We start from the raw sequence: 13,661 nt of genomic DNA on the forward strand, positions 1-13,661 counted from the left end.
CTTTGGATATAACCGCGGATAGACGAAAAGGGGCGGTGCTTCGGCACCGCCCCTTTTCGTGTCCCACTCCCCCGGCTTCCGGAACCTTTCCCGGGCCGAAGTGGCTCCGCCCAGGGAGTCAGGCGGTCAGACCGAGGAGGTTCATCCGCTTTGAATGGTTCCGGGTCAGCTGGGCCGTAAGCGACTTGATTTCAGCATCGACGGCACCCTGGCCGCCGTCGTCAACCAACCCGCTCAGGAAGGCCCGCTCCATCAGTACCCGCTGGGCCTGGGTCAGGGCCTCGCCCACCAGCCGCCGGCCCCAGAGGGCCAGCCTCGACGCGAGCCGCGGATCATCCGCCAGTGCCTCCCGCAGCCTGCCGAGCAGGATCTCGCCGGGCTGCTCCGTGGCCTTCAGGCCCTGGAACAGGCTGTTGGTATCGGCGTCCAGCCGTGATGCCACCGCGGAGTAGAAATCGTCGGAGATGGCGTCCGTGACATAGAACTTCATCAAGGACTCGTACCAGTCCGCCGGCCGGGTGCGGTCATGGAAGGCATCGACGGAGGACTGGAAGGGCCGCATGGCCTCTTCCGGGTCCACGCCCATGCTGCTGAGCCGGGCGCAGATCAATTCGAAATGCGCATACTCGTGCACGGCCAGGCGCCCCAACGTGGCGCGGTCGTGAAGCGTGGGCGAGAACCGGGCATCGGAAGACATGCGCTCAAAAGCCGAGAGTTCACCGTAGGCGATGGCCCCGAAGAGGTCCGTGAGGAACCGGTGGTAGGTGTCGCCGTCGTGCTGTGCAGCCGCGCCGGAAGCGGCCGGATTATCCGTTTGGTGCCCGTTAGTCATACCCGCCAGCGTACCTTCCGGCGTCGCGGTGGACCGCGCCGTGGTCCCGGATGCGCGGCGATCAGCGCCGTGCGGGTAGACTGGGAAAGTAGTAACTGGATGCCCGGTCGTCTGTCATGTGATTTGTTGTAATTGTCATTTGAAGTAGTTGTATTGACCAGACCCGCAAACCCTACGCGATCTTGAATTTTCGGCCGCCGCTGTGGCCAATGGAGCACAGGCGGCCCGCAGTTGTTAGCCCGCGATCGGCTTCCGCTGGACGCACCGTGTGCGTGCCATCCGCTCCGGGATGGGCTGTAACAGCCACTCGTCGAGCCTGGCGCCCCCGCGCTGCCTAAACTGAACGGTATTTAATTGAACACTGAACTTTCCCAGGTTGATGACGATCGTCACCTCACAGCCGATGACAGCACCGAAGAACTGCAGGTTGCCGACACCCTGGCCGTCAAGGCCGAGGCTGCGGAAATCCCCGAACTGACCTTCGCCGATTTCGGCGTCCGCGCCGACATCGTCGAGTCCCTCGCCGACGCCGGCATCACCCACCCCTTCCCCATCCAGTCGATGACCCTGCCCGTGGCCCTCAGCGGCCACGACATCATCGGCCAGGCGAAGACCGGTACGGGTAAGACCCTCGGCTTCGGCATTCCCGCGCTGCAGCGCGTGGTGGGCCCGGAAGATAAGGGCTACGCCGAACTCGCCGTGCCCGGCGCACCGCAGGCCCTGATCGTGGTCCCCACCCGTGAACTGGCAGTCCAGGTGGCGGGCGACCTCACCACGGCTGCGCGGCGCCGCGGCGCCCGCATCGTCACGATCTACGGCGGCCGCGCCTACGAGCCGCAGACCGAGGCCCTGGCCGCCGGCGTCGAAATTGTGGTCGGCACCCCGGGCCGCCTGATCGACCTTTACAACAAGAAGCATCTCTCGCTGAAGAACGTGCGGATCGTGGTCCTCGACGAGGCCGACGAGATGCTGGACCTCGGGTTCCTGCCCGACGTCGAAACGCTGATGGCTGCCACGCCCACCGTGCGCCAGACCCTGCTGTTCTCGGCCACCATGCCCGGCGCCGTCGTTTCCATGGCCCGCCGCTACATGACCAAGCCCACCCACATCCGGGCCGCTGATCCCGACGACGAGGGCCTGACGAAGAAGGACATCCGCCAGGTGGTCTACCGGGCGCACAACCTCGACAAGAGCGAAGTCGTGGCCCGCATCCTGCAGTCCCGCGGACGCGGCCGCACCATCATCTTCACCAAGACCAAGCGCACCGCCGCGAAGCTGTCCGAGGAACTGGTGGACCGCGGTTTCGCCGTGGCCGCAATGCACGGCGACCTGGGCCAGGGTGCCCGCGAACAGGCCATGCGCGCCTTCCGCAATGAAAAGGTGGACGTCCTGGTGGCCACCGACGTCGCCGCCCGCGGCATCGACGTCGACGACGTCACCCATGTGATCAATTACCAGTGCCCCGAAGACGAGAAGACCTACCTGCACCGGGTGGGCCGCACCGGCCGCGCCGGGAACAAGGGCACCGCCGTTACCTTCGTGGACTGGGACGATGTTCCCCGCTGGGGCCTGATCAACAAGGCCCTGGGCCTGGACCAGGCGGAGCCGGTGGAAACCTACTCCTCCTCCCCGCACCTGTACACGGACCTGGATATCCCCGAAGGCACCAAGGGACGCCTGCCCCGCAACAAGCGCACCCACGCCGGCATCGATGCGGAGAAGATCGAAGACCTCGGCGAGACCGGCAAGTCCGGCGGCCGCGGCACCTCCTCCTCCCGCGACGGCGGCCGTTCCGGTTCCAGCCGGGATGCCGGATCCCGCGGCGGTAACGCCCGCAGCGGCTCCCGCGACGGATCCCGCGACGGATCCCGGCGCGGCACCTCCCGTTCGGGCGGAGACCGTCCCGCTGAAGTGCGGACCCCGGAATCCCGTCCGGCGGAAACCCGTGCCGCGGCACCCGCCGCGGACGGTGCCGCCACGGACCGCCCGCGCCGCAGCAGGACCCGCCGCCGCAACGGCGAGGTTGTTCCCAAGACCAGCCCGGCCGCTGAATAGCGCGACCGTAGGCCGGCAATGAGCACCCCTTCGTGGACGCCGGACGGCGGGTCGCTGGTGGTACACGCGGATAACGCGGAGTACCTCCCGACCCTGCCGGACGGCTCCTTCACCATGATTTACGTTGACCCGCCCTTCAACACAGGCAGGTCCCAGCGCCGCCAGCAGACCACAATGGTCCGCAGCGCGGACGGCAGCGGCGACCGGATCGGTTTCAAGGGCCGCAGCTACAGCACGGTCAAGGGGCTGCTTTCGAGCTACGACGACGCCTTCGAAGACTACTGGGCGTTCCTGGAGCCCCGGCTCGCGCAGGCCTGGCGGCTGCTGGCCGACGACGGCACGCTGTACGTGCACCTCGATTACCGTGAGGTGCACTATGCCAAGGTGATGCTGGACGCCTTGTTCGGCCGGGACTGTTTCCTGAACGAAATCATCTGGGCGTATGACTACGGCGGCCGCGCGAAGAACCGCTGGCCGGCCAAGCACGACAACATCCTGGTTTATGTCAAAAACCCGGATAAGTACCACTTCGACAATGCCGAGGTGGACCGGGAACCCTATATGGCCCCGGGCCTGGTGACACCCGAAAAGGTGGCACTGGGAAAGCTGCCCACCGATGTCTGGTGGCACACCATCGTCTCCCCCACCGGCCGGGAAAAAACCGGGTATCCCACGCAGAAACCCGAGGGGCTGCTGCGCCGGGCGGTCGCTGCCAGCAGCCGCGAGGGCGACTGGGTCCTGGACTTCTTTGCCGGGTCGGGCACGCTGGGAGCGGTGGCAGCCAAGCTGGGCCGCCGCTTCGTCTGCGTGGACGCCAACCCGCAGGCTATCGACGTTATGGCCCGCCGGCTCGGTTCCGCGGCAACCGTGGTCTCCACCGAAACGGAATCACCGCTGCCCGCCGCCGGGGCGTAGGTTTTATCCGGGTCCGGACCTTCGGGTCCGGGCCCGGGCTTTTGGGTCCGGGCTTCCTACCGCGGTAGGGGGCCGACGACGGCGGTGCCGGTCGCCAGCCCGGCAATACGTTCCAGCACTGACGGTTCGGTGGTGAATTCGCCCAGGAGGTTCGGTTTCCCGGTGCCGTGGTAATCACTGGAACCGGTGACCAGCAGGTCATTGTCCTTCGCCAGCCTGCGCAGCCATTCCCGGCCCTGCTCAGGGTTGTCCCGGTGGTTGACTTCCACACCCAGGAGGCCGGCGTCGATCATTTCGGTGAAGATTGCCTCCCCCACCACGCGGCCGCGGGAGGATGCGACGGGGTGCGCGAAGACCGGCACTCCGCCGGCCTGCCGGATCAGTTCCACGGCGCGGGCAGGATCCGGAGCGTAATGCGCCACGAAGTACGGCGACCTCGCCGTGAGGATCCCGCTGAACGCCGCCGAGCGGTTCGGCACCACACCCGCAGCCACCAGGGCGTCGGCAATGTGCGGCCGCCCGATCGTCGCCCCTGGCGCCACCTGCTCCTGCACCGCCTCCCAGTCAATGGGGAAATCCTCGGCCAGCCGCTGCACCATCAGCTCCGCCCGGGTAACCCGGGCCGCACGGGATTTGGCAATTTCTTCGAGCAGTCCAGGATGCGTTGGATCGTGCAGATAGGACAGCACATGGACGCTGATCCCCTCGCTGCTGCGGCAGGACACCTCCATGCCCGGCACAAAGGTGATGCCCCGCTCCAGGGCGGCAGCTCCGGCGTCGTCCCAGCCCGCGGTCGTGTCATGGTCGGTCAGGGCAACGGCATCCAATCCGGCCTTCGCTGCCGAGGCGATCACGCCGGCCGGCTGCTCGGTGCCGTCGGAGACGCAGGAGTGGGTGTGCAGGTCGATTCTCACGCTTTCAATCTACTCGCACCGGACACTGCCTCCCGCCCGGGATTAGTCCCCGCGGTACCTGTGGGTGTTTTGCCCCTCCCGGAGGCAGTGAGACGATGGAGTGGTGACTACTGAAGCGAATTCGACGACATCCCTGCCCGAGCCCTCCGAAGGCCAGCCGCTCGAAGACCGGGTCAACAACCGGTCCCAGCGCCCCTCCTCGGAAGCCTTCAAGAAGTTCATGTCTTCCGGCTGGGCTGCGGAATCCGGTGAGCTGCCCGAAGCCGACGCCGTGGCGCCGTACGCAGCCCGCCGCCGCCGTACCCTTTCCGAGCGTTTCCCCGGCGAACGGCTGGTTATTCCGGCCGGTCCGTTGAAGGTCCGCTCCAACGACACCGATTATCGTTTCCGGCCGCACTCCGGCTTTGCGCACCTGACCGGCCTCGGCGTGGACCGCGAACCCGATGCCGTGCTGGTGATGGAACCCACCGAACCCGGTGCCGGCGACGACGGCGGCAACCACACCGCCGTGCTGTACTTCCGGCCGCTGGCCGGAACCGACAGCGACGAGTTCTACTCCAACGCCCGCTACGGCTCCTTCTGGATTGGGAACCGGCTGGGCCTGGAAGAGGTCAGCGCACTGATCGGCCTGCCCACCCGGCACCTCGACGAGGCAGAAACCGCCATCACCAACAACGTGGGCGACCCGCAGTTCGGCGGCATCTCCGTACGCCTGCTGCGCAGTGTCGACGAGATGGTTGACGCCCTGGTGGACACCGTCCGCTACAACACCGCCCTGGACCCGGAAAACGCCGACCTCAGCGCCCTGGATGCCCTCGACGGTGAACTGACCGAAGCCCTGTCCGAACTCCGCCTGGTCAAGGACGAATGGGAGATCGAGCAGATGAAGGCTGCCGTGGCCGCCACGGTCAACGGCTTCACCGAAGTGGTCAAGGAACTCCCCCGCGCCATGTCCCACCCCCGCGGCGAACGCGTCGTCGAAGGCGCCTTCTTTGCCCGCGCCCGGGAAGAGGGCAATGACCTCGGCTACGACACCATTGCCGCCTCCGGTAACAACGCCACGGTCCTGCACTGGATCCGCAACAACGGCGCCGTCCATGCCGGGGACCTGCTGCTGCTGGACGGCGGAGTTGAGGCCGAAAGCCTCTACACCGCGGACATCACCCGCACCCTGCCCGTCAACGGCACCTACACCGAGGTCCAGCGGCGGGTCTACCAGGCAGTGCTCGACGCCGCCGACGCAGGATTCGAAGCCGCCAAGCCCGGGGCGAAGTTCCGCGATGTCCACGCCGCAGCAGTGAAGGTGCTGGCTGAAAACCTGGATGCCTGGGGCCTGCTGCCCGTGCCGCTCGAGGAAGCCCTGTCCCCCGAAGGCCAGCAGCACCGCCGGTGGATGCCGCACGGCGTCAGCCATCACCTGGGCATGGACGTGCATGACTGCGCGCAGGCCCGCGCGGAGCTGTACCTGGACGGAACCATCACCGAGGGCATGGTCTTCACCATCGAGCCCGGCCTCTACTTCAAGGACACCGACCTCGCGGTGCCCGAGGAATACCGGGGAATCGGCGTGCGGATCGAGGACGACGTCCTCATCACCGCCGACGGTCCCGTAAACCTCAGCGACGCCCTGCCGCGCAACCCGGGCGACGTCGAGGACTGGATGGCCGGCATCTACGCCTAACCCTCCGGTTCTCCGCAAAAAGGTCCGTATCCCCGAAAGGGATGCGGACCTTTTGCATGGCGGCAGGGTTTGCCACACCGGCGTGAAACGCCCACACGAAAAAGGCCCGCATCCCCTAAAGGGGTGCGGGCCTTCTTTACGTCCGGGGCCTAAGGCTTGCCGGGGCCTCCCGACGGAGGGTCTTGCCGACGGGGCCTTACTGGCGGGGCTGCTCGTCCCGGGGGACGTCCTGCTGGTGGGAACCCTGCTCAGTCGAAGCCGGCTCGATTGGGGCCGGCTGGCCCGGCTGGACGGCTTCCTGGGCAGCTTCCGGCTGCTGGGCCGGCTGCGCAGGCCGGCGGACACCGTACTGCGGGCGGCCGTCCGGAAGGTCGGGGAACTGCCCCCGGGGTGTGGTGTTGCCTGCGGGGTCGGCCTCTGCGGGGTTCTGCCGTCCGGCACCGGCCGGGGACTCCCCGGCGGGATCGGAGTCCGGGGAAGGCTGTCCATACGGGTTGGCCCAGCCCGAAGGCCGTTCCGGTGCCTGCGGACCGCCGGCCGGCGGACGCAGGGCCTCATGGCGGGGGGCCGACGCGGGAGCCTGGGGATGTCCCGCCTGGCCGACCATCGGCAGCCGGTGCAGGAGCTGGCGGGCATCGTTGGCTGCCTCGGGCGCCACGATTACGTCATAGCTGGTGGCAATTACCTGGCTGGTGGAGGTAAAGTCCCTGCGCCCACGCTGCAGGGCGTAGGCAAGGACACCGAAGAGAACCCAGAACACGGCGCCCAGCGCCATGGACGGAATGAGGGAAATGGCTGCGGCGCTGCCCCCGAACAGCATCAGGGCGAGCCCCACAAAGAGGCCGAACCAGGCACCCGTGGCGGCGCTGGACAGTGCAACCCGCGGGTACGTCAGGCGGCCGGTCACCCGTTCCACGGACTTGAGTTCGTTGCCGACAATCGAAACCAGCTGAACCGGGAACTTGTTGTCGGCAAGGTAATCCACTGCCTTCTGGGCGTCGAGGTAGGCCGTGTAGCGGCCAACCGTTTCGCCCTTGGGCAGGCTGCGGCCCGCATCACGCGGAGGTGTGGCACCAAATAGGTTCGACATTGCTCCATTCTCGCGCATGCCCGCCAAAGAAGGTGAACGTATCGCTGGCAGTGAACGGGAAAGCGTCCGCGTACCCGTTAATACGGCGTTAGGACCGGGCACAAAGTAGCCTAAGAATGTGACTACAAATCCAACCCGTGTCTTTATTGCGCGCCTGCTGGGCCTTGACGTCTTCGACCCCCTGGGTGACCGTCTGGGCAGGCTGCGCGATGCGGTCGTGCTTGACCGCGGGCCGGGTCTCCCGCCCCAGGCCGTGGGCATCGTGGTCGAGGTCCCCGGAAAGAAGCGTGTCTTCGTTCCGCTCACCCGGATCACCTCGATGGATCCCGGACAGATCATCTGCACCGGGCTGGTCAACCTTCGCCGCTTCGAACAGCGTGGAGCAGAGATGCTGGTGGTCGCGGAGCTCTTCGACCGCCGCGTCCAGCTGCGCGACGGCAGCGGCGAAGCCACCATTGAAGACATTGCCATTGAGCAGAACCGCGCCGGGGACTGGTACGTCTCCAACCTTTTCGTCCGCCGCGGCGGCACGGTCTCCCGTCTGCGGTCCCTGCGCCGCCGCGGGGAGCAGATCATCCTGGACTGGAAGGACATCGCCCACTGGGATGCCACCGGCCCCCAGGCCGCGACATCCTTCGTCGCCCAGAACGACGACCTCAAGGCCGCGGACTTCGCCGACGCACTGCACGAAATGAGCGGCAAACGCCGCATCGAAGTAGCCAGCGAACTGCAGGACGAACGCCTCGCAGACGTCCTGCAGGAACTGCCCGACGACGACCAGGTCCAGATCCTGCAGTCCCTGGACGTCGAACGTGCCGCCGATGTGCTGGAGGAAATGGACCCCGACGACGCCGCGGACCTCCTCAACGAGTTGCCGGAGGAGCAGAAGGAAGAGCTCCTGGCACTAATGGAGCCCGAAGACGCCCGCGACGTCCGCCGTCTGCTGAACTATGAAGAGGACACCGCCGGGTCTCTGATGACCCCCGTGCCGGTCATCCTTCCGCCGGAGGCCACCGTGGCCGAGGCGCTGGCCCATGTTCGCCGCGAAGAGCTCACGCCTGCCCTCGCGTCCTCCATCTATGTCTGCCGCCCGCCGCTGGAAACGCCCACGGGCAAGTACCTCGGCGTCGTGCACATCCAGCAGCTGCTGCGCTCGGCACCGCCGGAGGCACTGGGCAACATCCTGGACTCGGACCTCGAGCCTGTCCGGGACTACGCCACCATCAGTGAAGTGTCGCGGATGCTGGCCACCTACAACTTGAACTCACTGCCGGTGATCAACGACGGCGGACGCCTGGTCGGGGCGGTAACAGTGGACGATGTGCTGGACCACCTGTTGCCGGACGACTGGCGCGTCTCCGACGAAACCGGCCCACTACCGCAGCAGGGAAGGACACATGGCTGAAAAAATCAAGTCAACAACCACCGGCCTCGACACTCCCCGCTCTGCACGGACCCGATGGCTGCCGCGGCTCTCCCCGAACCCCGACGCGTTCGGGCATGCCACGGAGAATTTTGCCCGCTTTATGGGTACTCCGCAGTTCCTGGTTTACATGACGGTTTTTTGCCTCGTGTGGCTGGCGTGGAACACGTGGGGACCGGAGTCCGCCCGCTTTGACAGTGCTGCCCTGGGCTTTACCGTCCTGACGCTGATGCTCTCGCTCCAGGCTTCCTACGCCGCTCCCCTGCTGCTGCTGGCGCAGAACCGGCAGGATGACCGGGACCGCGTCTCCGTCCGGCAGGACCGTGAACGCGCCGAGCGCAACCTCATGGATACGGAATACCTCACGCGGGAAATCGCCGAACTCCGGATCGCCCTGCGTGAAGTCGCCACCCGCGACTATGTCCGCTCGGAAATGCGGAGCCTGCTCGAAGAGCTGCTCGAGGCCAATGACGACCGCGAGGACGGCGGATCACGCCGTCGCCGCCGCAGTGGGGAAAGCACCGACAGCATGCCGAAACTGAATCCCGGCGGGAGGGAACGCTAGAGCCGTGCCAGTATCCGAACCGGCTTCCGGACTGGAAGCACAGGTGCTCCGCGCCCTGGACACTGTCCAGGACCCGGAACTGCGCCGGCCCATCACCGAACTGGGCATGCTCAAGGACGTCCACGTGGATGCCGACGGCGGCGTGGCCGTCGACGTGCTGCTGACCATTGCCGGCTGCCCGCTGCGCGGCACCATCACGGCCGACGTCGAACGCGCACTGGCTGCGGTTCCCGGCGTCGGCGCTGTGACCGTGAACCTCGACGTGATGACCCCGGAGCAGCGCAACGCGCTCAAGGACCGGCTGCGCGGCGGCGACCCGGTGCGGACCATCCCCTTCAACCGCCCCGATTCGCTGACCCGTGTGTACGCGGTGGCCAGCGGCAAGGGCGGCGTGGGCAAGTCCAGCGTCACGGTAAACCTCGCGGCGGCCATGGCCTCGCTCGGACTGCGCGTGGGAATTGTCGACGCCGATGTGCACGGGTTCTCTGTGCCGGGCCTGCTCGGAATCACGCGTCCGCCCACCCGGGTGGACGAGATGATCCTGCCTCCCGTGGCCTACGGCATCAAGACCATCTCGATCGGCATGTTTGTGGACGGCAACCAGCCGGTGGCCTGGCGTGGACCCATGCTGCACCGCGCGCTGGAGCAGTTCCTGACCGATGTGTACTTCGGTGACCTGGACGTCCTGTTCCTCGACCTCCCACCCGGCACCGGCGATATCGCCATTTCCGTGGGACAGCTCCTGCCCGGCTCGGAAATCCTGCTGGTCACCACTCCGCAGAGCGCAGCCGCGGACGTTGCAGAACGTGCGGGCAGCGTGGCGACGCAGACCGGCCAGAAGGTCACGGGCGTCATCGAAAACATGTCCTGGCTTGCCCTGCCCGGGGGTGAACGCCTCGAGGTGTTCGGATCCGGCGGCGGCGCTGCGGTGTCCGGCCGGCTGGGAGACACCCTGGGCTACCCGGTTCCCTTGCTGGGCAGCATTCCGCTTGATGTTGCGCTCCGCGAAGGCGGTGACGGGGGCCTGCCTGTTGTGCTCGCGGATGCCGTTAATGCTGACGGCGCTGAAGGAGCCGTGCCCCCGGCTTCGGACACGGCTGCTGCGGAACTGCGGCGGATCGCCGCGGAGCTGGCCCACCGGCCGCGCGGCCTGGCCGGACGGAGCCTTGGGGTCAGCCCGGTCTAGGACCGGGCTACGTGGCTTCCACGTCGAACGGGGCGGGCTGCCCCTCGGCGAGGCGTTCCAGCGGTTTCACCGCAGGGGCCGCTGGAGCTGCTGCGGTTGCCGGCGCGACCGTGGAGGATCCGGCGGACTGCGGTGTGGGGGAAGCTGCGGCGGAAGCGGCCGGCACCCGGGGGGCCGGCGCGGGGCGCCCGCTCACCAGTTTGGCTGCCTCGTCGAAGTCGTCCAGCAGCGCTTCCTTGATGATGCGCCGCGGGTCGTATTGCCGCGGGTCCAGCTTCCGCCAGTCCACCTCGTCAATTTCCGGGCCAACTTCTTCCCGCAGTTGTTCGCGGGCTCCGCTGGCCATCCGCCGCACTTCCCGCACCAGCCGGGCAAGCTGCGAGGCGTATTCGGGCAGGCGTTCAGGACCCAGCACCACCACGGCGATTATCGCCAGGAGGATGAACTCGTAACCGTTGATTCCTACCACTCTTGAAGACTACCTTTTCCCGGGAGCAGGGAGCCACTTGCCGGCATCCTAGAGGCTCCAGCCGGTCCGCGCGAAGATGGCGAGCCCCCGGGCTATGCGCTCCATCGGCTCAGGGTCGGCACCGGCACGGGCCAGGCGCGTGGATTCGAAGCGTGACAGCTCTTCAGCCGCACGGGGCATCGACTTCACGGGCAGGCTTGAATCCAAGGTGTAGGTGACGCTGCCCGCGGCCACTACCTTCTGGCCGGGATGCTCCCCGGACCCAAAAACGGCTGCGCCGGCCGGCGATCCGGCCACGGCAAAGCCATCCGCTGCAACAGTCTGTCCGGTCACGGCATTGATCACCGGCTGATGGTCTTCCCCCGGCAGCGGATGCTGTTCCACGAGCCGGATCCGTTCGCCGTCCCCGGCTAAAATCATTTCGACGGCGGGACGCCCCTGAACGCTCAGGGAACGGGCGGACTCCACGCTGAGTCCAAGCTCGGTGAATTCGGGGCAGGCCCAGCCGTGTGCCCGCAGCAACTGGAGCTGATCCGCTCCGAGGGCCCCCTTACCGGCGACTTCATCCCACCCCGCCCCTACGGCGGCGCGGGCCCCCGCCTGCACCGGGGTTTCGAGGATGCTGCCGGTGATATAGGCGCCGCCAAGAAGCACTGCCCCGGCGGCGGCCACCGCGCCTGCAGCGGCGAACGCATGGCTCCGCCGGGATACCAAAGCGCGCCGCCCGGGCTTCAGCCCGGCAGGTTGCAGCCCGGCAGGTTGCGGTCCGGCAGGTTGCAGCCCGGCAGGTTGAGGACCGGCGGACCGGGCAGCCGCAGCCGCACTCTCGGCTATCCGGGCGGCGAGGTCAGGACCGGCATCGGGCACCCGAAGCGAACGCAGGCGGCTGCGCAGACGCCGCTCTTCGGAGAGGGCAGCGCGGCAGGCGGCACAGCGAGAGAGGTGTGCCTCAATGGCCTGCTGGCGCCGGGGGGAGTTTTCGCCGTCAAGGTAGTTCCGGAGCTGACGCGTGGGGTGTCGCACTACTCAGCTGGCTCCAGCGACACGGGGCAGCGTGAGCCGTGGACGGGCAGCCGGCCGGAGCTGCGGGTCCCGGTGCGCAAGCTTCTCTTTCAGCATTGCGCGGCCGCGGTGGATGCGGGAACGGACCGTGCCCAGCTTGACGTCCAGCGCACGGGCGACTTCATCGTAGGAGAGGCCCTCCAAATCGCACAGCACAACGGCGGCGCGGAAATCCGGGGGCAGTTCTTCCAGTGCGCGGGCAATATCCACGTCGAGGTTGTTGAACTCGAAGCTGCGCTCCGGTCCCGGGCCGTTGCTCGGCAGCTTGCTGGAGGTTTCCTCGGTCATGCCGTCGAAACGTATCCGGCTGCGGCGCCTTGCCTGGTCCAGAAAGAGGTTGGTGGTGATCCGGTGCAGCCACCCGTCCAGGGTGCCGGGCTGGAAATTGGCCAGCGAGCGGAAGACCCGGACGAAGACTTCCTGGGTCAGGTCCTCGGCGTCGTGCTTGTTGCCGGTCAACCGATAGGCCAGCCGGTACACCTTGGCCGAGTGAGCCTCCACCACTTCCTCCCAAGTGGGACGTACCCATTCCGCGGCCATGTCCGCGGCTGCCGTATTCGGGGTCGTTGCCATAGTCTTCCTCCTTCCTTCCGATCAGAATCACTGCCAGGATCACTCTCAAGACCGGTGCCGCTGCGGGCACGCATCACTGATTAACAATGTTTACGCAACAATCTGGGAGTTGGCTGTTAGCACGCTTCCAGTACTGGGACAAGGCGCCTCCGGCCGTGCGTACCCGCTTACGCCCGCCTTGCCCTTAAGCTTGTAGAAGCAGGAATTCCTCCGGACCGAAAGTGAAAAAACCCATGCGCGCCGACAAGCAGACCAGTTGGTCCTACACGGAGGCCCTGCCCTCCGAGGATGAGGTGCTGCTCCGCGCGCGTGAACGGTCCTACGAATTGGGTGTCAGCGCCGTCTCCAGCGGTGTTGGTGCCGCCTTGACCGTCCTGGCCGCCGCGAGCAAGGCCACCACGGTCGTCGAAGTCGGCACCGGTGCGGGCGTCTCGGGCGTCTGCCTGCTGCGGGGCCTTGGCCGCAACGCGGTACTGACCACCATCGATTCCGACGTCGACCACCTCCGCGCTGCGCGGGAAGCGTATGCGGAAGCGGGTATTCCGGGCAACCGCACCCGCACCATTTCCGGCCGGGCAGCCGAAGTCCTCCCCCGCCTCACGGATGCCGCCTACGACATGGTGTTCATCGACGCCGACAAGCCCTCCTTCCCGCTCTACGTCACCCAGGCCGTACGGCTGCTCAAGCGTGGCGGGCTGCTGGTGGTCAACGATGCGCTGGACCACGGCAAGGTCACCGACCCGGCAGTGCGGGAAGCCACCACCAACACCATGCGCAAGGTGGGCAAGGCCATCCGTGACAATGAAGACCTCGTCTCCGCCCTGCTCCCCACCGGCGACGGCCTGCTGCTGGCAGTGAAGACCGCGTAGAGCCCACTCCACCAGGGCGGCCCGGAA

At 67.1% G+C, this 13,661-nt stretch carries 13 protein-coding genes; 7 read left to right on the forward strand and 6 right to left on the reverse strand.

Annotated features, from left to right (window positions below):
- Window positions 1-118 precede the first annotated feature (118 nt).
- On the reverse strand, window positions 119-832 hold the full coding sequence (locus QNO10_RS10660; protein ID WP_229950335.1) for a ferritin-like fold-containing protein: 714 nt from the start codon (window positions 830-832) through the stop codon (window positions 119-121).
- Between the two features lie 420 nt (window positions 833-1,252).
- Here QNO10_RS10660 and QNO10_RS10665 point away from each other — a divergent pair, with 420 nt between their 5' ends.
- Complete coding sequence (locus QNO10_RS10665; protein WP_229950392.1) at window positions 1,253-2,887, forward strand: DEAD/DEAH box helicase; 1,635 nt, start codon at window positions 1,253-1,255, stop codon at window positions 2,885-2,887.
- A gap of 18 nt (window positions 2,888-2,905) precedes the next feature.
- Window positions 2,906-3,802 carry a DNA-methyltransferase gene (locus QNO10_RS10670; RefSeq protein WP_229950333.1) on the forward strand — a complete coding sequence of 299 codons (897 nt, stop codon included), beginning with the start codon at window positions 2,906-2,908 and terminating at the stop codon, window positions 3,800-3,802.
- Window positions 3,803-3,858: 56 nt separating this feature from the next.
- Here the strand turns inward: QNO10_RS10670 and QNO10_RS10675 are convergent, their stop codons facing one another.
- Window positions 3,859-4,716, reverse strand: a complete 858-nt coding sequence (locus QNO10_RS10675) for a PHP domain-containing protein (protein ID WP_229950332.1) — start codon at window positions 4,714-4,716, stop codon at window positions 3,859-3,861.
- Window positions 4,717-4,819: 103 nt separating this feature from the next.
- On the opposite strand from QNO10_RS10675, the gene QNO10_RS10680 reads away from it, so the two are divergent.
- On the forward strand, window positions 4,820-6,397 hold the full coding sequence (locus QNO10_RS10680; protein ID WP_229950330.1) for an aminopeptidase P family protein: 1,578 nt from the start codon (window positions 4,820-4,822) through the stop codon (window positions 6,395-6,397).
- 196 nt (window positions 6,398-6,593) lie between these two features.
- Here the strand turns inward: QNO10_RS10680 and QNO10_RS10685 are convergent, their stop codons facing one another.
- Window positions 6,594-7,487, reverse strand: a complete 894-nt coding sequence (locus tag QNO10_RS10685) for a YflT domain-containing protein (protein ID WP_229950328.1) — start codon at window positions 7,485-7,487, stop codon at window positions 6,594-6,596.
- Between the two features lie 118 nt (window positions 7,488-7,605).
- On the opposite strand from QNO10_RS10685, the gene QNO10_RS10690 reads away from it, so the two are divergent.
- From QNO10_RS10690 to QNO10_RS10700, 3 genes are read left to right on the forward strand one after another with little or no spacing between them, the layout of a single operon-like run.
- Window positions 7,606-8,892 (forward strand): magnesium transporter MgtE N-terminal domain-containing protein, encoded by a 1,287-nt coding sequence (locus QNO10_RS10690; protein WP_229950326.1) that lies wholly within the window; start codon window positions 7,606-7,608, stop codon window positions 8,890-8,892.
- Entirely contained in the window at window positions 8,885-9,475 is a 591-nt protein-coding gene (locus QNO10_RS10695; RefSeq protein WP_229950324.1) for a DUF1003 domain-containing protein, read from the forward strand. The genes QNO10_RS10690 and QNO10_RS10695 overlap by 8 nt, the downstream gene beginning before the upstream one ends.
- A 4-nt stretch (window positions 9,476-9,479) precedes the next feature.
- A complete protein-coding gene (locus QNO10_RS10700) occupies window positions 9,480-10,661 on the forward strand; it encodes an Mrp/NBP35 family ATP-binding protein (RefSeq protein WP_229950322.1) in 1,182 nt (393 codons plus the stop codon).
- Between the two features lie 7 nt (window positions 10,662-10,668).
- Here QNO10_RS10700 and QNO10_RS10705 read toward each other — a convergent pair whose 3' ends face one another.
- From QNO10_RS10705 to sigE, 3 genes are read right to left on the reverse strand one after another with little or no spacing between them, the layout of a single operon-like run.
- Window positions 10,669-11,130, reverse strand: coding sequence for a twin-arginine translocase TatA/TatE family subunit (locus QNO10_RS10705; RefSeq protein WP_229950320.1), 462 nt, complete (start codon window positions 11,128-11,130; stop codon window positions 10,669-10,671).
- A gap of 48 nt (window positions 11,131-11,178) precedes the next feature.
- On the reverse strand, window positions 11,179-12,153 hold the full coding sequence (locus QNO10_RS10710; protein ID WP_229950318.1) for a zf-HC2 domain-containing protein: 975 nt from the start codon (window positions 12,151-12,153) through the stop codon (window positions 11,179-11,181).
- Between the two features lie 3 nt (window positions 12,154-12,156).
- Window positions 12,157-12,765: an RNA polymerase sigma factor SigE gene (sigE, locus tag QNO10_RS10715; protein WP_229950316.1), complete on the reverse strand. Its 609-nt coding sequence runs from the start codon at window positions 12,763-12,765 to the stop codon at window positions 12,157-12,159.
- Window positions 12,766-12,998: 233 nt separating this feature from the next.
- Here sigE and QNO10_RS10720 point away from each other — a divergent pair, with 233 nt between their 5' ends.
- Window positions 12,999-13,634, forward strand: coding sequence for an O-methyltransferase (locus QNO10_RS10720; RefSeq protein ID WP_229950314.1), 636 nt, complete (start codon window positions 12,999-13,001; stop codon window positions 13,632-13,634).
- Window positions 13,635-13,661 lie beyond the last annotated feature (27 nt).

The organism is Arthrobacter sp. zg-Y919 (assembly GCF_030142045.1).
Classification (GTDB): domain Bacteria; phylum Actinomycetota; class Actinomycetes; order Actinomycetales; family Micrococcaceae; genus Arthrobacter_B.